The organism is Pseudonocardia sp. T1-2H, assembly GCF_038039215.1.
Taxonomy (GTDB): Bacteria; Actinomycetota; Actinomycetes; order Mycobacteriales; family Pseudonocardiaceae; genus Pseudonocardia.
Map to the genome: position 1 here is coordinate 437,380 of NZ_JBBPCL010000001.1, position 26,727 is coordinate 464,106.

The following is a 26,727-nucleotide window of genomic DNA, read 5'->3' on the forward strand; positions in this document are numbered from 1 at the left end:
GTCAGGAGGGGTGGCGGCCACCCAGGGTGCGGGTCAGCTGCTCCGCGTGGGCCACGAGCAGGTCGACCAGCTCCTCGCAGCGCGGCCGCGGCATCCGGATGGTCGGGCCGCTGATCGCCAGTGCTCCCACCAGGTCCGACGCCGGGTCGAACACCGGTGCCGCGAGGCCGGACGCGCCGTCGTCCCGCTCGGCCGTGGTGATCGCGAAGCCGTCCCGGCGGGTCTGCGCGACGAGCTTCCCGGAGGACGTCCGGGCTGGTCACCGTCGCGTCGGTGAACGGCTCCAGGGGACCGGCGAGCACGGCGTCGGCGAGCGGCGGGTTCCAGGCGAGCAGGACCCGGCCCGCCGACCCGGCGTGCAGCGGCATGATCTTGCCGACGAACATCTCCCGGCGCAGCGCGTGCCTCGTCTCGGCGACCGCGACGCAGACCCGGTAGCCCTGCTCCTCGCGGAACAGACAGGCCGTCTCGCCCGTCGCGTCGCGGATCTCGCGGAGGATCGGGTTGACCAGCGTCAGCACGTCGACGCCCTTGGCCGCGGCGGCCGCCCAGTACGCCATCCGCACGCCCACCCGGACCCGCTCGCCGGAGCGGTCCAACATGCCCTCGGCGACCATGTTGGACACCAGCCGCTGGACGGTGGACGTCGGGATCCCCGTGGCCTGCTGGATCTCCCCGAGCGTGAGCTCGGCCGGGTCAGCGAGAACGCGTCGAGGATCTCGGTGATCTTGCCCAGCACCAGGAGCGGACGGTGCCTCGACGTGGGGGCGTCGTCCTCCGCGGTGGTGCGGGAAGTCATGCCCCCGAGCGTATCCGCGCCTCCGCCGGCCGTGCGCGCACCGCTCCGCCGGACGTCACGGCCGGGCCGCTGCGCCCTGGACCTCGCCGAGGAGCAGGATGAACGTAGGGATCGACGGAAGGCGTGGTCGGCGTGTCGCATCGGGTCGGGGTGGTCATCGCGGTACTCGCGATGCTGGGACTCGCGGTGCTCGGGCTCTGGATGCTGTTCACCCTGGCCGATCCACGCCCGAGCCCCCGCTTCGGCGCCGTCGCCTCCACGCTGACCGCCGTTGTCGGGGTGGGTGCGCTGATCGCGGTCTGGGCGGCCACGGGGGCTCCCGCCCCGGCCTCGAACGCCCTGGCCGTGGCGCCCTCGATGCGATCCGGGACGCCCTCGGTGGGACCGCCGGCCGCGGTGCCCCCGGCGCAGACCCCCCTTCCGCCTCCGAACGCCTCGTCGACGGGCTCGTCCGCCGCGGCGCGGGGCGCGGGCCCGGCGCGCCGTCCGTTGCTGACGGTCGCCCTCGGGCTGACGGCCCCGGCGACGCGTCCCGCCCCGGCTCCCGCAGTCCCGGCCCCGCCCGTTCCCCCGCCCGTTCCCGCGGCTGCCCCCCAAGCTGCCGAGGGGAAGCCGGCGACGGCGACGCCGCCCGCCGCCGTCACGCCTCGGCGGTCGACGACACGGCCGACGACACGGCCGACGGTGCCCGCCCAGACCACGACCACCCCGGCTCCGACGAAAACCACCCCGGCACCGACGCCCACCCCCGGACCGACGACGCCCACCCCCGGACCGACGACGACCACCCCGGCACCGACGCCCACCCCCGGACCGACGACGACCACCCCGGCACCGACGCCCACCCCCGGACCGACGACGACCACCCCGGCACCGACGACACCGCCGACCACGTCCTCGTCCGCCCCGGCCACCACCGAGACGTACCCGTCGTCCTCGGTCCCGCCGGCGACGACCACGCCGACCACCGTCACGGCTCCCTGACCCGGCGCGCGCCCGCACGCCCCGCAGCTCCGGCTACCAGGTGACGTCAGCGCAGAGCATCAGCCACCAATGCCCGGGCCAGAACATCGCGCGCGCCGAGCTGCGCACGACTCCGTCACCCGTCGCCGACCTCCGTTCGTCCACCACTGCAGGGCGTCCGACCCGGAGCCTGCAGGTCGGCGACCTGCTCGAACTGCCACTGATGAGCCGGCCGGCGCACGAGATGCACGGGTGCCTCCGGTAGTCGTGGCGCCCCCTCCGCACCGCGCGCGATCACGACGACGCGGTCGTCGGCCGCGGTGTAGACCGTCGCGGCGGCCAGGGCGCCGCTCTCCTGGCCGAGCGCGGTACGGAGCCAGTCGACCAGGTCGTCGACCGCGCCCTCGACGCAGCGGACCTCCCACATGGTGGTGTCCGGCCTCGTCGATCCGTCGGCGCTCATCGGCGCAGGAGCGGCGGCACGGCGGGCACCGGCGGCGCGGCATCGATGTCAGCCTGGGTCATACGGAACTCCGGTGGGTAGTGCGCGTGGCTCGTGCGCCGGGCCGGCTCGGTCGAGCGCCACGTGTACAGGCAACGCTCGCACTGGTGCACCGTCCACACGCCCTCGACGGGGCTGGCGGCCACCTGCTCGATGCCGGTGTGCTCGCAGCGGGGGCAACTCATGCTCTTCTCCGTTTCCTCGGGCACGGCGTTCACCGTGCCGCCAGCATCCGGGTCAGCTTGGCCACCCAGTGGGGCGTCTCGGGCAGGTCCCGCACGGGCTGGCTGAAGTGGCCGCGGTCGTCGGGGGTCACGGGGGTGGTCGCGTCGATGACGACCTTGTCGCTCACGCCTGCGGGCGACGAGCTCGGATCGAGGGCGACCACGGACATGTTGGGGAGCTGCACGAGGTCGCCGGCGGCGTTGAACTTCGAGGACAGCGCCCACATGACCTGCGGGAGGTTGAAGGGATCGACGTCCTCGTCCACCACGATCACCATCTTCACGTAGCCGAGCCCGTGCGGCGTGGTCATGGCCCGCACCCCGACCGCCTTGGCGAACCCGCCGTACCGCTTCTTCGTCGAGATGATGGCGAGCAGACCGTGGGTGTACATGGCGTTCACCGCCTGCACCTCCGGGAAGTCGGCCTTCAGCTGCTTGTACATCGGCACGCAGGTCGCCGGGCCGATGAGGTAGTCGACCTCGGTCCACGGCATACCGAGGTAGAGCGACTCGTACACGGGTGCGGTCCGGTACGACACCTTGTCGATCCGGATGACCGGCATGCTGTGGCCCCCGGAGTAGTGGCCGGTGAACTCGCCGAACGGGCCTTCCAGCTCGCGCTTGCGTCCCTCGATCACACCCTCGAGGACGACCTCGGAACCCCACGGGACGTCGAAACCGGTGAGCGGTGCGGTCGCGACGGGGTAGGGCGACCGCCGGATCGCTCCCGCCATCTCGTACTCGGACTGGTCGTACCGCAGCGGGGTCGACGCCATGAGCGTGATGATCGGATCGTTGCCGAGCGTGATCGCGATCGGCAGGTCCTTGCCCCGCTCCTCGGCCATGCGCAGGTGCAGGGCCACGTCGTGCACGGGCACCGGCTGGATGCCCAACCGGCGCTTGCCCTTGACCTGCATCCGGTAGATGCCGACGTTCTGCTTGTCGAAGTCGTCGGGCTCGTCGGGATCGCGGGAGACCACGGCGGCCTTGTCGAGGTAGAAGCCGGCGTCGCCGTCGTTCAAGCGGAACAGCGGCAGGAGGTCGAAGAGGTTGATGTCGTCGCCCTCGACGGAGTTCTCGCGCCACGGCGCGTCCTCGCGGCGTTCGGGAGCGACCGGGAAGTCGTCCCAGCGCCGGATGAACTCGGCGACCTGGTCCTTCGTCGAGGTGAGCGGGTCCATGCCCATCGCGATGGCGTGGTTCGCCCACGAGCCCAGGGTGTTGAGCGCGACGCGCGCGTCGGTGAATCCCGACACGTTGTCGAAGTAGAGGCCCGGAGCGTTCTCGCCGATGCGTCCTGCTCCGGGAAGCCCTGCAGGGCGCGAAGCAGGGCGACGCCCAGAGGTGCGCCGGTGGCGCCGGACATGCCCACGATCAGTCGCACGGTCGTCGTCCTCTCGTTCGTACACGAACAACCTTTGGGTGACGGTACGCTTGTTCGTGTACGAACGACAGCGGAGGTGGCGCACGTGTTCGACGATCAGCTCTTCCACGTGATGCGGGTGGTGTTCCAGGAACACACCGCGCGCTGGAGCGCGGCGTTGCCCGAGCTCACGAAGCCGCAGTTCGCGGTGCTCTCCGCCATCGCGGCGTCTCCGGGGATCGAGCAGAGCGCCCTCACCGTGGCGGCCGCGAGCTCGAAGGCCACGCTCGCGGAGATGCTGGGCCGGCTCGAGGCCCGCGGCCTGCTCACCCGCACCGTGGACCCCGGCGACTCCCGGCGCCGTTTCGTCTCGCTGACGGACGAGGGGCGGGGCGTCGTCAGCCGGGCCGAGCCGGTCGCGGACCGGATCCGCGACTCGATGCTGAGCGAGTTGTCGCTCGAGGAGCGGGCGACGCTGCTGGATCTGTTGAGGCGCATCCGGTCGTAGTGCTTCGAGCCCTGGTGGTGTGACGTCCGGCGGAAACTTCGCGCAGCGCCCGCAGCTTGGGGGCTCCCGGTGGCGAGCACATGACCGGAGAACGAGCAGTGTCCCGTAGGGCCAGTGGGAGTAACCAAATCTGGGCGGGGCGGCTGCCCGGCCGGGGGCTACTTCCTGCCATCGGCCTGCCGGCAGCGGGACTCGTCGGGCCGATCTCCCACCGGTGAAGTCAGGGCGTCCTCCTCCTGAGGTGCCGGTTGCTCTTGGGCTCCCGCGCCGACGTCTCGTCCTCGATCTGCCGGATCACCTCGCGCTTGGCCTCGGCCAGCGCTCTTTCGAGGTGCCGGTCGGCGGCGCCCGCCACCAGTGGTGGGAAGCCGGGGAGGTCGACCTGCAGGGTGACGCGCTGCTCCTTGCTGCCTCGGTCCTTCACCGCGACCTTCACCGACACCTGGTCGGGGTTCCAGCGCGCAAGGTGCGACCCGAGGGCCGACAGCGCCTCCAGCACCCAGGGCCGATCCACGTCCCGGAATCCGGCGCCGAGGCGCAGCACCTCCTGCAGGACTTCGGGTCGCCGATCCTGGGTCTCGCTCACCGCTGGCCTCGTCTCTCCTGGGTCCGGCCGGTTCGTAGTACCCGGCCCCCATGACCAACATGCCCGAAAAGCCTGACGCACCGATGGTCATCCGACCGGTTCCTGCGTCGTCGAGGGATTCACGGGCCTGACCGCCTGCCCGCGCCGGCAAACGTGATCCTTTGCGTGGGGTGGAGCGGAAGGACCCGGGCAACCCAGCGGTTGAAGGCTCACGTACAGCACGCGATCGCAGGAGGTTCGACCCGTCGTGACCCGTCCGCTCTCCGCCGACAGCCCGCTGCTCCAGCCGATCACCGTCGGCGCCTGGCAGCTGCCCAACCGCATCTGGATGGCGCCGCTCACGCGCAACCGCGCCGACGACGACGGCACCCCGAACGCCCTGCAGGCGGAGTACTACGCCCAGCGCGCCGGCGCGGGCCTCATCGTCAGCGAGGGCAGCCAGCCCTCTGCGATCGGCCAGGGCTACCCGAACACCCCGGGCGTGCACACCGACGCCCAGCAGGAGGGGTGGAAGCGCGTCGCCGACGCCGTGCACGCCGAGGGCGGCACGATCGTCACCCAGCTCATGCACGCCGGCCGCATCTCGCACCCGGACACCCTCGGTGGGCAGACCCCCGTTGCGCCGTCCGCGGTCCGGGCCGCCGGCGAGGTCTTCACCGTGCACGGCCAGCAGGCCTTTCCGACCCCGCGTGAGCTGGCCACCGACGAGCTGCCCGGTGTCGCGCAGGAGTACGCCGACGCCGCCCGCCTCGCCGTCGCCGCCGGGATCGACGGCGTCGAGCTGCACGCCGCCAACGGCTACCTGCTCCACCAGTTCCTGGCCGACGGGGTCAACGGCCGCGCCGACAACTACGGCGGCTCACCCGAGAACCGCGCGCGGTTCGTCGTCGAGGTCGCGAAGGCCACCGCCGACGCGATCGGCGCCGACCGGGTCGGGATCCGCATCTCGCCGGCGCACCCGTTCAACGACATCACCGAGGACGACGTCAGCGTCTACGAGACGCTGGTCACCCAGCTCGACGAGCTCGGCCTCGCCTATCTCCACGTCCTCGCCGAGGCCGACGACCCGATCGTCGCGAAACTGCGCTCGGTGTGGACCCGGACCCTCGTGCTCAACACCGGCTTCGGCACCGAGTCCGACCGGGACCAGCTCGAGGACCTGATCGGCTCCGGTGCGGTCGACGCCGTCACGGTCGGCCGGAAGTTCATCGCGAACCCGGACCTCGTCCAGCGGTGGACCGACGACGCCGAGCTCAACACGCCCGATGAGGGGACCTTCTACGGCGGCGGCGCCGAGGGCTACACGGACTACCCGATCCTGCACTGACAGTGTGCAGCGGCGACCGCGTCACCTCCGGGTGGCGCGGCCGTCGCGCGTCCGGCGGGTTCATACCCCGATCACCTCGAACGCCACCGCAGGCTCCGCACCCGGCAGCCGCGCGCGGATCGGGCCCGGTCATCGCCGTGCTTCGGCCACCGCCAGGAGCACCGCGGACTCCGCATGTCGCAGCCGGTCGCGCTCCCGGGCCCGTTCGAAGGCGTCGACGAGTGAGCCCTCGACGTACGACTCGGGCACGCGGGGATTCACGTAGCTCTTGCGGCACACCGCGCGGGTGTTGTTGAGCCGGGCGGCAGCCGCGTCGAGCGCGGCGGTGATCTTGCGCTTGGCGTCGTTCGCGGACCGCGGTGGGCCGAGCCCGACGAGGACCTCCGCGGCGGTCACGGATCCGCCCCACGTGCGGAAGTCCTTGGCCGTGAACACCGCCTCGCTGATCGCCCGGAGATAGGCGTTCACCTCGGTGGACCCGACGTCGACGATCCGGCCGTCGTCGTCGACGTAGGAGAACAGCTCCTGACCGGGCAGCTCGTGGCAGGCGTGCACGACCGACGCCAGCCGCGCGTCGCTCAGCCGTACCCGCTGCTCCTTGCCCGACTTCGCGCGGAACTCGAACCGCACCGTCGCCGGATCCTCGATCGTGACGTGCTCATGGCGCAGCGTGGTCAGCCCGAACGACTGGTTCTCCCGCGCGTACTGCTCGTTACCGATCCGGACCAGGGTCTCGTCCATCAGCCGGACGACCGCGCCGAGCACCTTGTCCCGCGGCAGGCCGCGCAGCTCGAGATCGGCGTCGATCCGCCGGCGCACGCCGGGGAGCGCCTCGCCGAACTCGACCATCCGGTGGTACTTCGTGGCATCACGCACCTCGCGCCAGCGCGGGTGGTAGCGGTACTGCTTGCGCCCGCGGGAGTCGCGGCCGGTGGCGAGGATGTGGCCTCGCGGCGTGGGGCTGATCCACACCCCTCTCCACGCCGGGGGGATTCCGATCGCGTCGATCCACGCCCGGTCCTCGGGCTCGGTGATCGCCGTGCCGTCGGGCCGGCGGTACACCCACCCGTCCGCTCCGCGCTCGCGCGTGATGCCCGGCGCCGCGTCGCTGACGTACTCCAGCCCCGCGGCCTCCGCCACGGCCGGGGATTCCGTCACCGCAGTCACCTCCGATCGACGGCCGCACCAGGCCCCCGCGGCCATGGCCTCGCACTCGGTGCCGGGGACGACCGGGGAGCGAGCGAGCACCCGAACGGCGCGCTACCGACAGCCACGCCGCGCGAGGCGCCACGCCGCGCGAGGCGCTGTCCGAGTACCCGGCCGACGCGTGGCAACACCTCGCCGCCGCCGGACAGGACCACGATCGCCCTCGCGATCGTCGAAGGACCGCGCCAGCAGGACGACGATCCCGCTGCCGAGCACCGTCTCCCTGTTGGTGGAGCTCTGGTGCAGCTCGGACGAAGTGCGCCCGCCGCGTCCGGCGCGAGGCCGGTTCGTAGCCTCTTCCTGCGGCGGGGGTGTGACGATCTGTCCTTGATCCGCGGGGGGCAAGTGCGGTGGCCGGCCCAGCGGCCTCTCACTACACCTTCGTCCCGCTCGCGGCTGGCTGCCCGGCCCGGCCGACGGGTGGTGAAGTGCGCATTCTCCTGGCCCTCAATTCGCTCCGGGAGTGCCGAGTTTCCGCAGCTCGTTGTCGGACAGGCGCAGGTCAGCTGCTGAATTAGCTCTGTCTCGATTGTCCGCCGGCTCAGCGACCACTGCTCCTGTAGCGCCGTGATCGGGTACTCGACATGGGCCCGGCGAAGATTATCGGGCGTCACATTCGACAGGCCGAGGGCCGGAAGCGGAATCTAATGATCGGTTTCTCACGCCTGTTCGATCAGCTGGGGAAAACCCGACCGAGGTGCCCGACCGCACGAGGGGGAAAACCCTATTCGAAAGGGGGAAAATCCGACCCAAGAAGGGGGGTACCCCTAACGACTCTGACGGCGACTACTGCGATGGTTATGAGGCCAGACAAAAGCTGAGTTGAGGGCATAGAATCTCGAGATCCCTCCTCACTGTCGAGCATGGCCTTCGCATCGTCGCGAACTGGGCCGTACCCGGCGAGTCATTCACGACACACTTCCTGCTCGGGCCGCTGGCGGCGACAGCACCAGCTCCTTGGGCTTCGAGGTGTTCGAGAATGCCTCTCGGATCGGGAATTTTATGGGAACCGCAGAGACAAGGAGAAGTCATGAATTCCACCCCCCGCAACAGCGATTCAGACCGTACGGTCACGGTGACCGAGAGCCGCGGCCGATCGATCCGACGGAAGGCGATTCCCGCTGCGGTACTGACGGCAGGACTCTTGGCCGTCGGGGCGACCACCGCCACGGCCGCAAACGCCTCAGTGCCGTCCGCAACAGCCGGCAACAGCGTGGGAGCTCACCCGGCTACGACGGCTGCTCCATCCGCAACTTGCTGGACGGAAGACGCCTTCTACTACTACTACTGGCCCTGCTGACATCGGACCTACCTGTGGGCAGAGCGTGTCCGGTTCTTCGAGACGCCGAGCGGCGAATGTGGCGCTCCTGCTCACCGGAACCGGATCAACGATTCCAGGGGTTGGTGACGGTCCAGGGCGTCGGCACAATTCAGCCGATGCGGCGTGGTGCCGGGGTGACGCGCCGGTGATGCGGTAAGTGCGGCCACGGCACCGTCGCAGATCATGTCGATTCCTCTACCTACATGATCACCACAGCGCCTGCCGTGCCCGCCTGCGCTCCTTCGCCGATCCTCGCTCCGCTCGCACTCACAGCCGGACAGAACAAGATCGGCCCCTCACCACGTGTGGATGGTGAGGGGCCGATCTCGCGGCGCTACTGCGCCAATGGCTCCGGACGACCCTGATGTACTCCATCCAGTTCGTCCACGACGAGCTCCACGGGCTTGAGGCTCGGAGAACCTCGCGCCGACAGCTTGAAGTGCGCTTCGAGAGAACGCGGAATCAACGCTTCTGCGGGAGATCAACGAGTGGGACCACGCACGTCGACGGCGCCTGGGCATCATGTCGCGCGGAGGGTGACCACCGCACCGAGGCCGGACAGCTCGGCCGCCTTGCGAGCCGGCGAGCCGACCGGCACGACGACGTCCAGCGCGATCTGCAGCAGCTCGAGGCGGCCGGCGAGGGCGAAGAGCACGCGCAGGCCCGCGCTGTCGAGGTAGTCCAGCCCGCCCAGGTCCAGGGTCACGGACTCGGCCCGGTTGGTGATCACCTCGCTCAGGCGCTCCTCCACGATGCCAGCGTTCTCCAGGTCGACCTCGCCGTCGAGCCGGACCAGCAGCCGTCCCGGCTCGGTCTCCTCCGTGCGCACGCCCGCTTCCGTCATCGCCCCACTCCGCCGAGAGTCTTGTCCAGCACGACCCGAGTCCCCGGCCGTCGTGGTCGACACGCACCGCGTCGACCAGTTCGTGCATCAGCGTCGTGCCCCGGCCGCGGTTCGTCCCGCGCGCCTCGCGCCAGTCCCCGGTGTCTCGGACGGTCGCGGTGAGGGTGCGGCCGTGCATCTCCAAATGCACCTCCAGCAGCCCGCCGGCGGGTCCGTACGCGTGCTCGACGACGTTGGCCGACGCCTCGCCGACGGCGAGCAGCACGTCGGCGAGCTCCTCCTTGGTCGCCCCGGCCCGCCGCAGGTAGTCCCGCACGGCCTGGCGGACGCCACGCAGCGCCCGCGGGACGGCCGGCTCGACCAGGGTCAACGGTGCGACCCCGTGCTCGGCGTCGCGCGCCAGGACGAGGACGGCGACGTCGTCAGCCGACGGCTCGTTGCCGATCAGCCTGCTCATGACGGCCGCGCACACCGTCTCGGCCGGGCCCGGCACGACGGCGGCGGTCAGCCGGGCGAGCCCGGAGTCGAGCGGCTCACCCCGGCGCTCCACCAGGCCGTCCGTGTAGAGCACGAGGTTCGCCCCGGCCGGCAGCGGTACGACCGTGTTCCGACGCCGGCGCGGCCCCGTCAACCCGATGGGCGGATCCGCGGGTACCTCCACCAGATCGCTCGGCATCCCCGGCAGGGCGAGGACGGGCGGCGGGTGCCCGGCCGAGGACACCGTCACCTCGACGTGCCCCGGCTCCGCCACCGCGCAGAGCACGGTGGCCATGATGTTGTGCTCGAAGTGCTGCACCTGCCGGTCCAGCCATCGCAGCAGTTCCGCGGGATCCTCGGTCAGGAGCGCGTAGGCGCGCACGGTGCTGCGTAGCCGGCCCATCGCCACGGACGCCTGCAGTCCCCGGCCCACGACGTCGCCGACCACGACGCACAGCCGCCCCGACGGCAGGTCGAACACGTCGTACCAGTCGCCCCCGACCTCACCGCCCCCGCCGGGCACGTACCGCGCCGCGAGCTCGAGGCCGGGCACCGTGGGCAGCTGCCCGGGCAGCAGGCTGCGCTGCAGTGCGGTCGCAGCGGTCCGCTCCGCCTGGCTCATCCGGGCCCGGGTAGCCAGCGCGACCCGGTCCGCGGCCAGCTGCAGCAGCATCGCGTCCTCGTCGGTAAACGATCGCGGCTGCAGGCTCCCGACGTGCAGCACCCCCATCACGTCGTTGCCGATCATCAGCGGCACGCCCAGCAGCGACCGCACGCCCTTCTCGCGCAGGATCGGGTTCATGACGTTGGAGTGGTCGACCTCGGGGATCGTCACGGCCCTGCGCTCCGCGGCGATGCGGCCGGCGAAGCCTCGTCCGATCGGAATTCGGACCCCCTGCCGGATCTCCTCCTCGAGGCCGCGGGTGGCCGTCGCGACGAGGTAGTTCGCCGACGGGTCGAGCAGGAGCACCGCCACCGTGTCGACCTCGAGCAGCTCCCGCACCCGACCCAACAGCTCCTCCAGCAGCTCCTCGACCTCGAGGCGCGCGAGCCCGATGTCGGTGAGGGCCTGGATGCGGCGCAGGCGGTCGGCGGGCAGGCCGGAACCGATGCCGTCGGCGGGGGACACCATCGGATCCTAGGTCCCCCGCGCGCGGGCGCCCGTTGTGGCAACGCGGACGGCTCGCCGCCCGAGGGCGAACCACGCCGAGGCCCGGTCGGGTCCGCATCGCGGCTCGGCGCGCTCGCCGAGGGAGCCCGCCGAGGTCGTACTGCCGAGACGGCTCACGTCACGGCGTGGCTCGGCCCTTCCGGTCCTGGTTCAGCCGCCTTCTTCGGTGATCTCGATCCCACGTGGTTGAACAGGACGTTGAGCGCTATCGCGACGACGGCGGTGACGACGATCCCGCTGCCGAGCACCATCTGCAGCTCTTCCGGGAAGCTCTGGAAGAAAGTCGGCTGAGCCGCGGGGATGCTGCCCGCACCGAAGCTGACGGCGATGGTGATGAGGTTGCCGTCCTTCGTGAGGTCGGCTCGCGACAGGGTCTGGACGCCGATCGTGGCGATGATGCCGAACAGCACGAGCAGCGCGGCACCCACCGCGGGCTTCGGCAGAGCCGCTGCGACCGCGGCCACCTTGGGGAGACAGGCGAGCAGCAGCATGAACACCCCGGCCGTGGCGCACACCCACCGGCTCCTGACGTTGCTCGCCCTCACCAGTCCGACGTTCCCTGTGAACGTCGTGGGCGGAATGGAGTTGAAGACACCGCCGAGCACTGTCGCCAACCCTTCGCCGAGCACGCCCCTGCTGATGTCCCGGCTGCCGGGAGCTCTACCGACGATCTCGCCCACCGCGAAGAAGCTGGCAGTGCTCTCGACGGCGATGATCAGCATGGCGATGCTCATCACAATGATCGCGGACACGTCGAACCTCGGCCAGCCGAAGTGGAACGGACCGATGACGTCGAACCAGCCGGCTGCGGCGGCACCGCTGAAATCGACGACGCCGAGGACCACGCCGAGCGCGCCTCCGACGACGAGCCCGAGCAGCATGGCGATGTTCTTGAGCAGACCCGTGGAGATCCGGTACAGGACGACGACGGTGAGCAGGGTCGCGCCGGCGATGGCGAGGTTCTCCGGGCTGCCGAACGTGGGAGCGGTCGGGTCACCTCCGCCGGCGAGCGACACACCGTAGGGAAGGATCGAGAAGCCGACCATGGTGATGATCGCGCCCGTCACCACGGGAGGGAAGAAGCGCAGCAGCCTGCCGTACAGCGGGGCGATCGCGAAGAGGACGAGTCCGGCGACGATCACCGCGCCGTAGATCGTCAGGAGGCCCCCTACACCGCCCCCCTGTGCGTTCCCGATGGCGATCGTCGGGCCCAGCGCGACGGCGGATCCCCCCAGCACGAGCGGGTAGCGGATTCCGATCCGCCACAGCCCGATCGACTGGATCAGCGTGCCGATGCCACCGGTGAACACCACCGCGCTGAGCAGGACGGCGGTCTCCCGTTCCGACAACCCGATGCCGGCGGCGATGATGGCCGGGAGGACCACGATCGTCGCGTAGAACGTCAAGAGGTGCTGCATCCCGTAGAGCAGCAGTCGCCCCTTGGGCAGCATCTCGTCGACCGGGTGAGTGCCGGGGTCCGCCGCGGAGGAAGTTCTACTGCTCAGTTCGGCCATCGTTCGATCTCCTTTGATCGTGTGCTCGTCCGTTCGTTCGGCACCTGCGGGTCAGGCTCGGGCAATGCCCGACAGAATCCGGAACTTCGTGCGGCACACGGAGAAGGCCGTTCTCGTCGTGGTCCGTGCGCCGACGCGCCTCTATCGCGGGGACAGCACGACGGGCACCTCCGGCGTCGTCGCGACATAGGCGTTGTCGCCCCTGATGACCGGGGCAGCGAGCTCAGCCGTGGGGAAGCGGGTCAGCAGGGCGTCGAGAACCTCCTGGGCCTCGATCTTCGCGAGGTGCATGCCGATGCACGCGTAGGCGCCTCCGCCGAAGGTCAGCAGCTGAGGCGGGGACTCCCGGTCGAGGTCGAAGGCGTGCGGGTCGGGCGTCCTGGCCGGGTCGCGGTGGCCGGCCGGGACCACGACGTTCACGGCCCCTCCCGCGGGAACCGGATGCCCCAGGAGTTCCGTGGTACCGGTCGCGATCCGCGTGACGACCCGGACGCGGGCCTCGAAGCGCACACCCTCGCCGACCGCCCGCGGCACGAGCGAGTGGTCGCCGACCAGCCTGCGCCATACCTCGGGGCGCTCCAGCAACGCGGCGACCACGAGGCCCATCTGATGGGCGGTGTTGTCCGTACTCGCCTCCACCAGCGTGCTCGCCTCGTCGACGAGCTCGTCCTCGGTCAGCTCTCCGGCCTGCTGCAACCGGATGAGTGAGGAGAGGATGTCGTCACCGAGGGCGGCGCGCCGTTCGGCGATGCGCTCGCGCATGTAGGGGAACAGCTCCGCGTACCCGGCCTCGATGGAGTCCTTCTTCGACGGGTCGCGCTCGAAGATCGCGAGGACCTGGTCGGACACCCGCGACACGAACGGCGCGTCCTCTCGCGGCGCGGCGACCAGCATGCAGTAGGCCTCTGCCGGGACCCGGTTGAACAGCGCGGTGAAGAGGTTCGCCGGCTGGGTCGGGTCCACCTCGTCCAGGAGCGTGTCGACGATGGCGCGGATCTGCGCCCGCAGCGACTCCGTCCGTGCCGGTGCGAAGTACCGCGCCAGCGGCAGCCGCAGCCGCAGGTGTTGTTCGCCCTTCTGGGAAAGAAGCATCCGCTGCTTGTACTCGCGGGCCGGGCCCGAGGTGATGCCGACGGCGTCCACGATGGACATGTGGTCCCGCGTGTAGCGCCGGTCGCGCAGCACCGCCAGGCCCGCGGCGTGGTCCAGGACCTCCAGGCCTCGTTTGCTCTCGGCGAGCGGCGACGCGTCACGGAGTGCGTCCAGCATGGGGTACGGATCGCCGGCCCACGACGGGTCGGCGAGGTCCAGGCGCGGCAGGTCCGGGGAGGAGGGGGAGGCGGCACCCCCCTGAGCTGCGGCGGTCATCGCGGCGCCTCCAGCGAGATCGCCTCCACGGGACAGCTGTCCATCGCCTCCTGCAACGCGGCGTCGTCCGGTCCGGCGTCATGCTCGAGGACGACCAGCGTGCCGTCGTCGGACAGCTGGAAGTGTTCCGGCGAGGTGATGGCACACATCCCGTTGCCGATGCAGCGGGTCATGTCGACGTGCAGACGCATTTGATCTCCGTTCAGTGGGAGTGGGAGGGAGTGAGGTCGCTGATCGCGGCCTCGAACGCGGCCCAGTCCGAGGTCTGGCCGAGGAGTGCTCGCAGCCGCAGGAACCGCGGGGTCGCGTCGAGGGCGGCGACGCCCGTGACGGAGCCGGGCGTGCCGACGATGCCGATCGCGCTCGTCTCTGATCCGGGGATCGACCGACCTCGTGCGAGGCTCGCCGATGCGAAGGTCCCCGCTGCCTGCAGGCGTGAGCCGTACTGGTCTGACCAGGCGTAGGGGATGCTGTCGTGCGTCGCCCTGCCGGTGACGATGTCGAGAGCGACCGTCCGCGCCTGTTCGACCGCGTTGGTCCAGTGCTCGACGCGCTGCAACTGCCCGTACCGGCAGCTCCACCAGCGAGCCACGTCGCCCGCTGCGTGGACGCGCTCGGCTGCGCGCAGGGATGCGTCGCAGACGATGCCGTCGTCGAGGGTGATGCCACTGCCTTCGAGCCAGCTCGTCGCGGGACGGGAGCCGATGGCGAGGACGACGACGTCGCCGGGGACGACGTCGCCGTCGTCCAGCAGCACGCCCCGCGCGCGCTCCTCGCCGACGACGCGGACCGCTCGACGACCGCAGTGAACCGCGACGCCGTTGTCGCGGTGGAGCTGCGCGTAGATCGAGGAGATCGCCGGCCCGTAGCCGGCGAGGAGCTGAGCACCAGGTTCCAGGAGAGTGACGTCCAGTCCGAGCGTGCGGCAGCTCGCGGCGATCTCGCCCCCGAGGAAGCGTGCGCCGACGACGACCACCCGAGGACGCTCCACCCGGGTGAGGCTCGCCCGCAGGCGGATCGCATCGTCCCTGGTGCGCAGCGTGTGGGCCCCGGGCAGGTCGGCGCCCGGCAGCGAGCGGGCAATGGAGCCGGTCGCCACCACGAGTTCGTCGAAGCCCACCGTCGCGCCACGATCGGTGTACAGCTGCCGGCCCGGCAGGTCGAGATGGTCGGCTCGCTCGCCGAGGCGCAGCTGCACGCCGAGCCGGTGTAGGTCCTGCGCGTTCCGGAGCTCCGTCGCCGCGGGGTCCACGTGCCCGCGCAGCACTTCCTTCGACAGCGGTGGCCGGTCGTACGGCAGGTGCGGCTCGTCGCCGAGCAGGGTGAGCTCGCCGTCGAACCCGTTTCGCCGCAGCGCCTCGACCGTCCGCACGCCTGCGAGGGAGGCGCCGACGACCACGAGTCGACAAGGCCGCATCCGACCTCCAAGATTTTATTGCTTCAGGAGGCTCCAGCAATAAAATCTGAGCCCGTAGGCTCGGAGGCTATGAGTCGACCGTGGGTGTGTCAAGAGAGGAATGTGCTGCCCCCGGAGAGTGTGGACGCGTGGTCGATGTCCGATCTGGACCGTGCTCTGATCGAGAGCCTGCAGCACGATGGCCGCGCCTCGGTCAGCCGGCTGGCGCGGCTCGTCGGGGTCTCCGAAGCGCGCATACGTCCGAGGCTGGCTCGCCTGCTCGAGTCGGACGCCGTACGCGTCGCGGCCCTCGTCGATCCCGCAGCCCTCGGCCGGCCGGTCGTCGCCATGCTCGGCATCCACTGCGCGGCGGACGCTGAGGGGACGGCCTCGGTGCACGGCGTCGCGACCCGTCTGGCCGCGCTGGAGGAGATGAACTGGATCGCCGAATGTGCCTCGACGTCGACCGTGCAAGCTCAGGTCAGCGTCGCGGAGAACGGTGAGCTCCTCGATCTCGTCAACGCGTCGGTGCGCACGGTGCCTGGCGTCGGCGAGGTACGGGCAACCACCCTGCTGCGCGGCTCGGCCCTCGGCCCACGGGTCAGCGACAACCCGAACCGACCGGCCCGCCCGCTCGAGTTCCTCGGTCACACACGCCGGGGGAGGCCGCTCGATTCCGCAGACCGCGTCATCGTGACCGCGTTGCAGGACGACGGTCGCCTGTCGTTCACACGGCTCGCCATGCTCTCCGGTCTCTCCGTGGCGGCGACCCGGCAACGTTTCCTGCGGCTGCAGCGCGACGGCATCGTGTCGGTGCGGGCGCTGGTGGAACCCGAACTGCTGGGTCGCACCGGGTGCGCCAGCGTGGAAGTCGTCATCGTGGCGGACAGCGCCGCCACAGCTGCGATCATCGCGGAGATACCGGACGTGACGTACTCGCTCGAGGTCGCCGGTGGTTACGACCTGTTGGTGGAGCTCTGGTGCAGCACGCAGGAAGTGCTCGAACAACGGATCGGGCAGATCCTCGCGGTCGACGGTGTGGTTTCGTGCCAGGTGAACCGGTATTCCGCCATCGTCAAGCGACGACCCCAGTTCTGACGGGGCACGCCGTCGCCAACCGGGCAGCCGGCGGCCATCCACCGGCAGTGCCTGCCGGCCGGATCGCACCGCCCGCTCGCCCGCCCGAGAGCGCGGGGTCGTCGGGCGACGAGTGTGCCCGGCAGGGTTCGAATCTGCGGCACCCACGGGCTCGTGCCACGAGTGATTCCACGGTCAGGCGCATCGGGGAGCGACCCGAGTCCGGGGTGGACCGTGCCGGTGCGCCAGAAGGCGTTCCTCACCAGAGGACAATGATCACGGCCGGTGTCGAGGAGGGTGTACGTGCAGCAATGTGTGGTGGAGTTCTGCGAGCCCCACCGACACGATCACGGCTGGGGCGTACCAGCTCCACTCCAGCGCTTCGCCGATCGCGACAGCCCACCCGGCCCGAAGCGCCTGGCGGACGTCGGTCGCACCGGCTTCGGCGCGCTCAGCGGACCAGACCGCAGAAGGTCCGGATCGCGTGCTCGAGCTCGGCTACCGGGACGTTCTCGTCGACGGCGTGCATCCGCGCCGGATCTCCGGGTCCCCAGATCAAGACGGGCACGCCGGGCAGCACCGGAGCGAGCACCGAGGCGTCGGTGAAGTAGCGCACCGGCTCGGCTGCAGGCGCCCGCTGCGCGACCCAGGGATCGTCCGCGTCGGTCTTCACCGCGGGGAGCCGGGTGGTCACGGACACCTCGTCCGCCTCGGGCTGGCGTTGCCACCACGACAGGATCTCGCTGCCGTCGCCGACGGTGCGGTGGTCGAGATGGGCCTCGGCGTGGTCGGGGACGATGTTGGTCGCCGTGCCGCCGCGCAGTGTGCCGAGGTTGCACGTCTCCGGGCCGAGGTAGGGGTCCTCGGCCAGCGGGAGCTCCGTGCGCGCCCGGACGGTGAGGTCGACCAGGCGCGCGATCGCGTTCACCCCGAGCTCGGGCGTGCTGCCGTGCGCCGCGCGACCGCGGGAGACGACGCGGAGCCAGAGGGCCCCGCGGTGCCCCAGGTGCGCCCGGTTGCGGGTCGCCTCGGGGATCACGACCGCGCGGGGCGCGAGCTCGCGCACCGCGTCACGCGCCGCCGCCGCCCCCAGGCAGCCGATCTCCTCGTCGCTGGTCAGTAGCAGTGCGGCCGGCGCTTCCCGACGGCAGGCCTCGACCAGCGCGGCCGCCGATGCGACCACTCCGGCCTTCATGTCCGACGCCCCGCGCCCGTGGACCAGGCCGTCGGCGATTTCCCCGCCGAACGGGTCGATGCTCCAGTCGGCCGTCGGGCCGACCGGCACGGTGTCGACGTGGCAGGCGAACAGCAGGCGTCCGGCCGGCCCGGCGGCGTCGGTGGTCAGCAGCGCCCAGGGATGCGGCCCATCGAGGTCGGCCTCGCACCGGACGTCGGGGACGAGCGTCCGTACCGCACGGAGCACCGTCTCGATCACCGCGATCTGCCCGGCCGGGTCGCCCGAGACGCTGCGCTGCCGAATTATCGTCGAGAGCAGGGCCGCCGCGCCCTCCTCCGAACCACTCCACGAGTCCTGTGTCAGGTCCACTGTCCGCTCCTCCGGTGGGTCCGTCCGCGACGTCGACCACCTTCACAGGGCCGCAGCCCCTCGGCATGATCGACCGGTCCCAGGGCCGGGGAACCGGGACGGTCCCTCCCCAGCGGGACGCAGGTCAGAGGGCGCTGCTGCGGCTCGCAGCCTCGTCAATCCTTGACTCCTCGCTAGGGTCGAGAGACCGTTGTGGCGTACGACACAGCGTGTCGCAGGAGGCGAAGATGCCACTGGATCCGCAGGCTCAGGCCTTGCTCGAGCAGATGCGCGAGGCCGGCCAGCCGCCCTTCGAGCACATGACGGTCCAGGAGGCTCGCCAGGCCGCGTGGGCGTTCGTCGACCTGCAGGCTCCGCCGCAGCCCGTGGCCGCGGTCAGCCATCGGTTCATCCCTGGGCCGACGGCGGATCTACCCGTCCGGATCTACACCCCCGAGGGCGACGGCCCGTTCCCGGTGATCGTGTACTTGCACGGCAGCGGCTGGGTGATCCTGAACATCGAGATCTGCGACCCGACGATGCGTGCCCTTGCCAACAGCACCGGCTGCGTGGTCGTGGCGGTGAACTATCAGAAGGCTCCGGAGCACAAGTTCCCGGTGCCGTTCAACGACGCGTGGGCCTGCACCTGCTGGGTCGCCGAGCATGCGGACGAGCTCGAGATCGACGCGGGCCGGATCGCCGTCGGCGGCGACAGCGCCGGCGGAAACCTGGCCGCTGCCGTGTGCCTGAAGGCCCGCGAGGAGGGCGGCCCGGCGCTGGCCTACCAGCTGCTGATCTACCCCGCCACCGACCGCGACCTGGATAAGCCGTCGGCGCTGGCAAACGCCGAGGGGTACATGCTGCAGCGGGAGTCGATGCGGTGGTTCTGGGGGCACTACTTGGACGGCGCCACCGACGAGCCGGACTGGCGAGCGTGCCCGCTGCGCGCCGAGGATCTGTCTGGTCTGCCGCCCGCGCTGGTCGTCACTGCCGAGTTCGACCCCCTGCGTGACGACGGCAAGCGCTACGCCGACCGGCTGCGAGAGGCCGGTGTGCCGGTCAAGTACAGCAACTACGACGGCATGATTCACGGCTTCTACTGGATGGACGGGGTCCTGGAGCAAGGCAAGCGGCTGCACGACGAGATCGCGACGGAGGTCCGAGCCGCGCTCTCCCCATGACGCTCGGACGGGGCGTCGTTTGATCGCCGACGTGTCGGGCGCGTCCGCTCACCGACAATCCACACCAGCTGCGTTGTAAAGGAGCAAGAGCAGCATGAGCACGACGACCGACGTTGTCGAGGAACTCGACGTCCTTGTGATCGGGGCCGGTTTCGCCGGCATCTACCAACTCGACCGACTGCGCGGCCTCGGTCACTCCGTGAAGGTCCTGGAGGCCGGCCCGGAACTCGGCGGGATCTGGTACTGGAACTGCTACCCGGGCGCCCGGGTCGACACCGAGGGCCCGATCTACCAGTTCTCCCGGGACGACCTGTGGAGGGACTGGGAGTACACGGAGCTCTACCCCGATTGGAACGAGGTTCGTGACTACTTCGCCTACCTCGACCGCAAGCTCGACATCAGCAAGGACGTCCGGTTCAACACCCGGGTCACGGCGGCGCATTTCCACAACGACCACAACCAGTGGGTGGTGCGCGCATCGGATGGCACGACCATTCGCTGCACCTACCTCGTGCCCTGCCTCGGGTTCGCCTCGAAGCCCTACATCCCAGAGATTCCCGGCCTGGCCCAGGACACGTTCGAGGGCCGCTGGCACCACACAGCCCTGTGGCCGCAGGAGGGGCTGGACTTCACCGGCAGGCGGGTCGCCGTCATCGGGACCGGGGCCAGCGGCGTCCAGGTCGTCCAGGAGGGCGCCCGCGACGCAGCGCAGCTGACCCTTTTCCAGCGCACGCCGAACCTGGCGCTCCCCATGGGGCAGCGCAAGCTCGGGCCCGCCGATCAGGCGGCCATCAAGGCCGAGCTCCCCGAGCGGTTCGAGTATCGCGGTAACACGTTCGCGGGCTTCGACTTCGACTTCGAGCCCCGCAACGCGGTCGAGCTTCCCCGGAGGAGCGCACCGCCGGGTACGAGCGCTTATGGCAGGCGGGTGGCTTCCGCTTCTGGCTCGGGGTGTTCCAGGACACGCTGTTCGACCAGAAGTCCAACGAGTACGCCTACGCGTTCTGGCGGGACAAGGTGCGCGCGCGGATCAAGGACCCGGCGCTGCGGGAGAAGCTCGCACCGACCACACCACCGCACCCGTTCGGGGTCAAGCGCCCATCGCTCGAGCAGAACTACTACGAGGCGTTCAACCGGGACAACGTGGCGCTCGTCGACCTCAACGACACGCCGATCCAGTCGGTCACCGAGCGTGGCATCCTGACCGCGGACGGGGTCGAGCACGAGTTCGACATCATCGTGCTCGCCACCGGGTTCGACGCCGTCAGCGGCGGGCTGACCGCGATCGACATCCGGGGGGCCGACGGCTCGCTGCTGCGCGACAAGTGGGCCTCCGGGGTGCGCACCCACCTCGGCGTGGCCACCGCAGGGTTCCCGAACCTGCTGTTCGTCTACGGCCCACAGAGCCCCTCAGGCTTCTGCAACGGCCCGACCTGCGCGGAGATCCAGGGCGAGATGATCGTTGAGACCCTCGAGCACCTGCTGAGCAACGGCCACCGGCGCATCGAAGCGACGCCGGAGGCCGAGGAGGAGTGGACCCACCACGTGGCCGAGTTGGTCGCGCCGACGCTCTTCCTCCATGCCAGGTCCTGGTACGTGGGCGCGAACATCCCCGGTAAACCGGTCCAGATGCTCAACTACCCGGGCGGTCTCCCGCTGTACCGGGCGAAGTACGCGGAGTCGAAGGCGAACAACTACGCCGGATTCCAGGTCTCCTGAGCAGGAGGTGACCCAGGGCGGCCGGCGGCGGCCGTCACGGACCACCGCGATGCGCGCGCCCCCGCGGCGCCGACCGAAGGGACGTGTGTGACCGGCCCGCCCGGGCGGCTCGGTGACCATGTGCACCGGCGTGGGGCAGGGCATCACCGTCCTGCTCGAAACCGCTTGACTGAACACACCGACGAGGTGCTCACCGCCCTGGGTACGACACTGCCGCCATCGAGCGACTACGCAACGACGCGATCGTCTAGGTCGTCAAGGGGCACCGGCCCGGGCCCGGGCAGGTGGCGCACGGTCCGGGAAGCGGACTGCGCGGCCGGCCCCGGACGACATTCTTCGACGGGGATGCGCACCTGGACAGGGGTACCGCCGACTACATGGACGAGCACGGTGAGGGCGTGGTCAGCTGCGACCTGCAGCTACGACAGTGCGGTGGCCGTGCCGAGTTCGAAGGGTCGATCCGTACCCTCCGCTGCCACGAGGACATCGCGCTGCCCGCTGCCGGTGGGTGGGGAGAGCGCGCTGTTCCAGCCCTCCCGAGCTGACAGCGATGCTGAAACAGCACATCGACGGGTTCGGGAGTGCGTGCGTGTCCACGTGGCTGAACGGGGGAGTGCCGGCGACGCAGGTAGCTGAGTGGCCGGCCATTCCGTCGAGGTTCTGTTGAAGGTCTACGCCAAGTGCCTTGACGGCCAGGACGAGGCAGCACGACGGCGGGTCATGGCGGCTCTCGGACACCGCCAGGGCCGCTAGTGCGATCGGCGGCTGCGTCGGTATCCAGTACGGATCAGTATGGGGGAATCAGATGACCCGGTCCGTCCTGGCAGTCGGTTGAGTGCTCGTGCCGCCGCATCGCGCTGGACGATCATGAAACGCGGGGGCGGAAGATGCGGTCTCCTGTCGGACGGTGCCGATTCCCGCGTGGACGTGGGCCTGTCCTGGTGACTGCACTGGCGGCCTGCGCGGTCCTGTTGATCGCCGGCTGCTCGGTGACCGGTTCGGCTGCGTCGGCCACCACGCCGACCGGTTCGTCCGTGATCAAGACGATCGATCCGGCGGTGCTCCGGGCCACGGTGGATGCGACTGCCAAGGAACTGATGATCCCTGGCGTGGCGGTCGAGGTTCGTACTCCTCAAGGCGATTTCACGGCGGTATCGGGTACGACGCGGCGGGGCGCCGACGTGCGGCCGGGTGCTGACACCCACTTCCGGATCGCCTCGATCACCAAGACGATGACTTCCGCGGTGATCGTGCTGCTGGCCCAGGAAGGCAAGCTCCGGTTCAGCGATCCGATAGCGAAGTACGTTGCTAACGTACCCAATGGTGAGAACATCACCATTGCCGAACTGCTGAAGATGCGCAGCGGCCTGTACGGCTACACGAACGATCCCGAATTCGCGGCTACTCTCGATGCGCACCCCGCGAAGGTCTGGACACCGCAGGAGGTGCTGGCCATCGCGTTCCGGCATCCGCCGGAGTTCCCACCCGGCACTGCGTACGACTACAGCAACACCAACTACGCCTTGCTGGGTCTCGTTGTCGAAAAGGTGGACGGTAAGCCGCTCGACCAGGTCTTCCAGGACCGGTTGTACGGGCCGTACGGCCTGCGACGGACCACCCTCCCGGCCACCACCGACACCTCGATCCCTGATCCTTTCTCGCACGGCTACATGTACGGCGGCTCCGCCTTCGCCTTGGTGGACATGCCCTACCCACCTGACATGCAAGCGGGGGCCAGGGCGGGGACGTTGCAGCCCATCGACTACACCAACCAGAACGCTTCCTATGCCTGGGCGGCCGGGGGAGCCATCTCCACCGCCGACGACCTCGCAACCTGGATGCGCGACTTGGTCGACGGCCATGTGTTCAACGCCGACTTCCAGCGTCAATGGCTGGGCAGTCCGCAGGCCGCTGACCCGGCCCAGCCGACAGCACCGCAATACGGATACGGCATCGAGCGGCAGACCTTCGCCCCGAACGCCACCATGTACTTCCACTTCGGTGAACTCCCGGGATTCAACTCCTTCAGCGGTCACGATCCCGGCAACAAGGTGACGCTCGTGATATGGAGCAACCTGACCGTGGCGCCCGACAGCCGACCTACCGCGAATGTCCTGTTGGTCAAGGTGCTCGATCTGATCTACTCGTTGCCATCGCCATCCCCGTCAGTCACTCCCACCACCCGGTAGCGACAGTCATTCGGCGCCCCGGGACCGACGCGCTCCGTACGCACAGCTGCTCGCCGCAGTTCGTTCCGCGGGGCATTCCACGACAGAGTCCTCACAGGACGGGGTCGGGCCCTCGTGCTCGGCGGACTCCGCGTAGTTCCCGACGTCGGGGGCGTGTCAGCCGGCGCGGCGCAGTCGGACGATGCGCCAGTGGTTGGTGCCGCCGTCGCGGCGGTACACGAGTTCGTCGACCGCTGCGAGGGTCAAGGCGAGGCCCCGGCCGGACTCGGACATGGCGCGTGGCATCGCGGCGGTGGCGAGATCGACCTCGGCCCGACGCCCGTTGTCGAGGAACTCGCCTTCGATCCGGTCGAGGTGCACGCGGACGTACAGGGTGAAGTCGAGTGGGGCGCCATCGTGGGCGTGCTCGGCGATGTTGCCGCCGACCTCTGTGACGGCGACCTCGAAGAGCATGCGGTCGGTGTCGGTGATGTCGCCGTGGTCGGACCACACCTCCTGGAGCAGGGCGTGCACTCGTTCGAGGGACGCCGGCTCGGCAGGCGCGGTGACGCTGTACTCGTGCCGGCGGCCCTCGTCATCCGGCACTGAGGGCTCCGCCGACGGTGTCATGCGCTCGAAGGACCCGGTCCAGGTTGGTGAGTCGCAGGACGGTGGCGATCTGCGGTCCGACGCCTGCGATGCGCAGGTCGCCGCCGGCCTGGCGGGCGGTCTTGAGGCCGGCGATGAGGGCGCCGAGGCCCGAGGAGTCGACGAACTCGCACGCCGAGAGGTCGACCACGATCCGCGACCGGCCGGAAGCGACGGTGTCGGTGATCACCGTGCGCAGCTGCGGGGTGACGATCATCGTCAGCCGTCCGGTCGGCCGGATCTGCCCATCGCTCATCGTGCTTGCGCACGTCCGATGGTCGTGCCCGGCCTCCACCGCAGCCTGTTCGATCTTTACCCACCACCGGACGTCGTTCATGCACACGAAGGGCTGAATCGACGACGAGGGCACGGACGCGCGATCCGGTCGCCGTCTCAGGGCAGTCGGCGGATCGCCATTACCGTCACGTCGTCGTCGAGCAGCTCCGCCCGGTGCGCCCGGTCCGCGAACCGGTCCACGACGTCTGCGGCCTCGCCGCCCGCCCGGACCGTCGTCGCGATCTCGTCCAGCGCGTGCGGCAGCGTTCCGGGATAGAGGTCGAGCAGGCCGTCGCTGAAGGCGAGCACGACGTCGCCCGGACCGAGCGCGACCTTCGCCTCGTGCCAGTCGACGCCGGGCAGGACCCCGAGGGGAAGGTCACCCCGGACGTCGCGGTGGACCGAGCCGTCAGCTCGCACCAGCAGCATCAGTCCGTGTCCGGCGTCCGCGTAGCGAACCATGTCGTCGTCGGGGCGCAGGACTGCGTGGCACAGCGTCACCAGCGTGCTGGTCTCCTCGAGATCCTCGTGCAGCGCGCCGGCGGCTTGCCGCAGTGCGTCGGCGGGTGCGTGCAACCGGCCGGTCGACCGCATCGCGGTGCGGACCATCGCCATCACCAGCGCGGCTCCCATGCCCTTGCCCATGACGTCGCCGAGCGTCACCGCCAGCCCACCGTCCTGCGTGGGGTACCAGTCGAGGAAGTCTCCGCCCACCGCGCGCGAGGGGAGGCAGACCCCGGCCACGTCGTAGCCGGCGATCCGCGGGGGACGGCGGGGCAGGAGTCCGCGTTGTACCAGCGCGGCCTGCTCCAGCTCCGCCGATCGGGTCAGTTCCTGCTCCGCCCAGTCGGCGAGCTCCTCGAGCAGGACCCGTTCCTCCGGGGTGAAGGTCCGTGGTCGGTCGTGGATCAGGCACAGGGCACCGACCCGGTGGCCGCCCGGAGCCGTGAGGGGGTGTCCCGCGTAGAAGCGGACGTGCGGATCCCCGGTCACCAGTGGGTTGTCCGCGAACCGGGCGTCCGTCCTCATGTCCTCGACCACGAGTGTCTCGGGCCGGCGGATGGTCTGGTCGCAGAACGCCCCGCTCCGCGGACCGTCCAGGAGCTGTGCCCCGTCGTTCGACTTGAAGTACAGCCGGTCCCGGTCGATCAGGGTGACCGCGGCGGACGCGACCCCGAACAGTCGCCGCGCCAGCCCGGTCAGCCGGTCGAACCGCTCCTCGGGCCCCGTGTCGAGCACGCCCAGGTTCTCCAACGCCCGCACGCGCACCTCGTCGCCCCGGCCGAGATCCACGGCACCATGCCCTTCCGCCGCGGTCCTCGCCGGCCACCTCGCCGGGACGACGCCTGATGCGGCCCCTGATCGAGTCGTCCCACCCTAGATCGATGCGTCGCGGCACGCGACATCGTGTGATATCCACTCGTGTGGTCCGAGTCGGCGAGGGTGCGCTGAGGGTGTTGCTGGTGGTGGTGCTGTCCGGGCTGCTGGCGGCGGGCTCCGCCGCGCCGCAGCCACTCGCCCTCGGCGTGGCCGCCGACGACAGCACGGCGATCGACAGGTTCGCCGCCACCACGGGTGCTCCCGTCGGGGTCTACCAGTGGTACCAGGGCTGGGCCGGCACGCCCGCGTTCGACGCCACCCGGGCCACTGCCGCCGGAGCACGCGGGGCGCTGCCCCTGCTCACCTGGGAACCATGGGCGCCAGGAGCGGGAGCCGACCAGCCGTGGTATTCGCTGGCCCGCATCGCCGACGGCACCCACGACGCCTACATCACCACCTTCGCCCAGCAGGTCCGGAACTGGGGTGGCCGCCTCGGCCTCCGGTTCCTGCACGAGCTGAACGCGCCCTTCTACCCGTGGGGCGCCGGCGTCAACGGCAACACCTCCGCCGACGCCGTTGCCGCTTGGAACCACGTCCGTGAACTGTTCGATGCAGCGGGTGCGCACGACGTCGTCTGGGTCTGGTGCGTCAACGTGCACGCTCCCGGCTATGCCGACTACGCCCCGCTGTACCCGGGCGACCGAGCCGTCGACTGGGTCGCCGTCGACGGCTACAACGGCGGCGACGCGCTGCCGTGGGGTGGCTGGCGCAGTCCCGAGGAGGTGTTCGGCGACTCGCTGGCCGACCTCCAGGACCTCACCGACCGGCCGTTGGCGATCACCGAGGTCGCCTCCGCCGAGCAGGGCGGCGACAAGGCCGCCTGGATCGCCGACCTGTTCGCCCTCGCCCTCGGCCGGGGGATCCGGGTCCTGATCTGGTTCGATTACCAGAAGGAGACCGACTGGCGCGTGCAGAGCTCGCCGGCCTCGGCGGCTGCGATCCGACGGGAAGCCACCGTGCCCGGACGCCTCGGGCCGCCTCCTCTGCCCCTCCCGGCAACGGGTCGCGACCGCACGGGTGGCCGATGAGGAGCTCCCGGGGCCGGTCAACCGGCCCGTCCGTGGCGCCCGCAATGGCCCGGGCAGGGCCTCTGTGCGGCTTGCCGTGTCCGCTGTTGCCTCAGGGAGTCCGGTGGTTCGTTCCACGCGATGTTCCACGACCGAGCCCTGGCGTTCAGGAGCGCG

General features: G+C 70.4%; 22 protein-coding genes and 3 pseudogenes. 8 read left to right on the forward strand and 17 right to left on the reverse strand.

All coding sequences use genetic code 11. The features are described 5' to 3' along the window. Position 1 precedes the first annotated feature (1 nt). The 6 genes and pseudogenes from WBK50_RS02180 to WBK50_RS02205 all read right to left on the reverse strand — a co-directional run. Positions 2-220: pseudogene (locus WBK50_RS02180) on the reverse strand (IclR family transcriptional regulator domain-containing protein); the annotation flags it as partial. Positions 221-296: 76 nt separating this feature from the next. Next, positions 297-671 (reverse strand): annotated as a pseudogene (locus WBK50_RS02185) (IclR family transcriptional regulator domain-containing protein); the annotation flags it as partial. Between the two features lie 124 nt (positions 672-795). Then, positions 796-1,773 carry a hypothetical protein gene (locus WBK50_RS02190; protein WP_341333987.1) on the reverse strand — a complete coding sequence of 326 codons (978 nt, stop codon included), beginning with the start codon at positions 1,771-1,773 and terminating at the stop codon, positions 796-798. Between the two features lie 125 nt (positions 1,774-1,898). Further along, positions 1,899-2,225, reverse strand: coding sequence for a hypothetical protein (locus WBK50_RS02195; protein WP_341333988.1), 327 nt, complete (start codon positions 2,223-2,225; stop codon positions 1,899-1,901). Beyond that, on the reverse strand, positions 2,222-2,473 hold the full coding sequence (locus WBK50_RS02200; RefSeq protein WP_341333989.1) for a non-oxidative hydroxyarylic acid decarboxylases subunit D: 252 nt from the start codon (positions 2,471-2,473) through the stop codon (positions 2,222-2,224). The genes WBK50_RS02195 and WBK50_RS02200 overlap by 4 nt, the downstream gene beginning before the upstream one ends. A gap of 5 nt (positions 2,474-2,478) precedes the next feature. Continuing rightward, positions 2,479-4,008 carry a non-oxidative hydroxyarylic acid decarboxylases subunit C gene (locus WBK50_RS02205; protein ID WP_341333990.1) on the reverse strand — a complete coding sequence of 510 codons (1,530 nt, stop codon included), beginning with the start codon at positions 4,006-4,008 and terminating at the stop codon, positions 2,479-2,481. Here WBK50_RS02205 and WBK50_RS02210 point away from each other — a divergent pair. Beyond that, positions 3,958-4,359 (forward strand): MarR family winged helix-turn-helix transcriptional regulator, encoded by a 402-nt coding sequence (locus WBK50_RS02210; RefSeq protein ID WP_341333991.1) that lies wholly within the window; start codon positions 3,958-3,960, stop codon positions 4,357-4,359. The two genes, WBK50_RS02205 and WBK50_RS02210, sit on opposite strands and share 51 nt — an antisense overlap. Positions 4,360-4,579: 220 nt before the next feature. On the opposite strand, the gene WBK50_RS02215 is transcribed toward WBK50_RS02210, so the two are convergent. Further along, on the reverse strand, positions 4,580-4,945 hold the full coding sequence (locus tag WBK50_RS02215; protein WP_341333992.1) for a hypothetical protein: 366 nt from the start codon (positions 4,943-4,945) through the stop codon (positions 4,580-4,582). A gap of 247 nt (positions 4,946-5,192) precedes the next feature. On the opposite strand from WBK50_RS02215, the gene WBK50_RS02220 reads away from it, so the two are divergent. After that, on the forward strand, positions 5,193-6,272 hold the full coding sequence (locus WBK50_RS02220) for an alkene reductase (protein WP_341333993.1): 1,080 nt from the start codon (positions 5,193-5,195) through the stop codon (positions 6,270-6,272). A 129-nt stretch (positions 6,273-6,401) separates the two neighbouring features. On the opposite strand, the gene WBK50_RS02225 is transcribed toward WBK50_RS02220, so the two are convergent. From WBK50_RS02225 to WBK50_RS02255, 6 genes are all read right to left on the reverse strand, one after another. After that, positions 6,402-7,430, reverse strand: coding sequence for a DNA topoisomerase IB (locus WBK50_RS02225; protein ID WP_341333994.1), 1,029 nt, complete (start codon positions 7,428-7,430; stop codon positions 6,402-6,404). A gap of 1,665 nt (positions 7,431-9,095) precedes the next feature. Further along, the gene (locus tag WBK50_RS02235) at positions 9,096-11,249 is read right to left on the reverse strand and encodes an ATP-binding SpoIIE family protein phosphatase (RefSeq protein ID WP_445942208.1); all 2,154 of its coding nucleotides are present in this window, start codon (positions 11,247-11,249) and stop codon (positions 9,096-9,098) included. A 155-nt stretch (positions 11,250-11,404) separates the two neighbouring features. Next, on the reverse strand, positions 11,405-12,805 hold the full coding sequence (locus WBK50_RS02240; RefSeq protein ID WP_341333995.1) for a nucleobase:cation symporter-2 family protein: 1,401 nt from the start codon (positions 12,803-12,805) through the stop codon (positions 11,405-11,407). Between the two features lie 141 nt (positions 12,806-12,946). Further along, entirely contained in the window at positions 12,947-14,173 is a 1,227-nt protein-coding gene (locus WBK50_RS02245) for a cytochrome P450 (protein ID WP_341333996.1), read from the reverse strand. After that, on the reverse strand, positions 14,170-14,364 hold the full coding sequence (locus tag WBK50_RS02250; protein ID WP_341333997.1) for a ferredoxin: 195 nt from the start codon (positions 14,362-14,364) through the stop codon (positions 14,170-14,172). The genes WBK50_RS02245 and WBK50_RS02250 overlap by 4 nt, the downstream gene beginning before the upstream one ends. Before the next feature lie 11 nt (positions 14,365-14,375). After that, positions 14,376-15,545: an NAD(P)/FAD-dependent oxidoreductase gene (locus WBK50_RS02255; protein WP_445942209.1), complete on the reverse strand. Its 1,170-nt coding sequence runs from the start codon at positions 15,543-15,545 to the stop codon at positions 14,376-14,378. 180 nt (positions 15,546-15,725) lie between these two features. On the opposite strand from WBK50_RS02255, the gene WBK50_RS02260 reads away from it, so the two are divergent. Continuing rightward, entirely contained in the window at positions 15,726-16,667 is a 942-nt protein-coding gene (locus WBK50_RS02260) for an Lrp/AsnC family transcriptional regulator (protein WP_341333999.1), read from the forward strand. A 430-nt stretch (positions 16,668-17,097) separates the two neighbouring features. Here the strand turns inward: WBK50_RS02260 and WBK50_RS02265 are convergent, their stop codons facing one another. Beyond that, a complete protein-coding gene (locus WBK50_RS02265) occupies positions 17,098-18,192 on the reverse strand; it encodes a M20 family metallopeptidase (RefSeq protein ID WP_341334000.1) in 1,095 nt (364 codons plus the stop codon). A 209-nt stretch (positions 18,193-18,401) separates the two neighbouring features. Here WBK50_RS02265 and WBK50_RS02270 point away from each other — a divergent pair, with 209 nt between their 5' ends. From WBK50_RS02270 to WBK50_RS02290, 4 genes and pseudogenes are all read left to right on the forward strand, one after another. After that, positions 18,402-19,352, forward strand: a complete 951-nt coding sequence (locus WBK50_RS02270; RefSeq protein WP_341334001.1) for an alpha/beta hydrolase — start codon at positions 18,402-18,404, stop codon at positions 19,350-19,352. A gap of 94 nt (positions 19,353-19,446) precedes the next feature. Next, a pseudogene (locus tag WBK50_RS02275) lies at positions 19,447-20,067 on the forward strand (flavin-containing monooxygenase); the annotation flags it as partial. A 236-nt stretch (positions 20,068-20,303) separates the two neighbouring features. Beyond that, positions 20,304-21,071 carry a flavin-containing monooxygenase gene (locus tag WBK50_RS02280; RefSeq protein ID WP_341339586.1) on the forward strand — a complete coding sequence of 256 codons (768 nt, stop codon included), beginning with the start codon at positions 20,304-20,306 and terminating at the stop codon, positions 21,069-21,071. Positions 21,072-22,012: 941 nt separating this feature from the next. After that, positions 22,013-23,260: a serine hydrolase domain-containing protein gene (locus WBK50_RS02290; RefSeq protein ID WP_341334002.1), complete on the forward strand. Its 1,248-nt coding sequence runs from the start codon at positions 22,013-22,015 to the stop codon at positions 23,258-23,260. A gap of 156 nt (positions 23,261-23,416) precedes the next feature. Here the strand turns inward: WBK50_RS02290 and WBK50_RS02295 are convergent, their stop codons facing one another. The 3 genes from WBK50_RS02295 to WBK50_RS02305 form a co-directional block, all read right to left on the reverse strand. Further along, positions 23,417-23,845: an ATP-binding protein gene (locus WBK50_RS02295; protein ID WP_341334003.1), complete on the reverse strand. Its 429-nt coding sequence runs from the start codon at positions 23,843-23,845 to the stop codon at positions 23,417-23,419. Then, positions 23,835-24,143, reverse strand: coding sequence for an STAS domain-containing protein (locus tag WBK50_RS02300; RefSeq protein ID WP_341334004.1), 309 nt, complete (start codon positions 24,141-24,143; stop codon positions 23,835-23,837). Before WBK50_RS02300 ends, WBK50_RS02295 begins: the two co-directional genes overlap by 11 nt. Before the next feature lie 137 nt (positions 24,144-24,280). Continuing rightward, a complete protein-coding gene (locus tag WBK50_RS02305; protein WP_341334005.1) occupies positions 24,281-25,456 on the reverse strand; it encodes a PP2C family protein-serine/threonine phosphatase in 1,176 nt (391 codons plus the stop codon). A gap of 161 nt (positions 25,457-25,617) precedes the next feature. Between WBK50_RS02305 and WBK50_RS02310 the strand changes: the two genes are divergently transcribed. Next, positions 25,618-26,571, forward strand: coding sequence for a glycoside hydrolase family 26 protein (locus WBK50_RS02310; protein WP_341334006.1), 954 nt, complete (start codon positions 25,618-25,620; stop codon positions 26,569-26,571). The last annotated feature ends 156 nt before the right edge of the window (positions 26,572-26,727 follow it).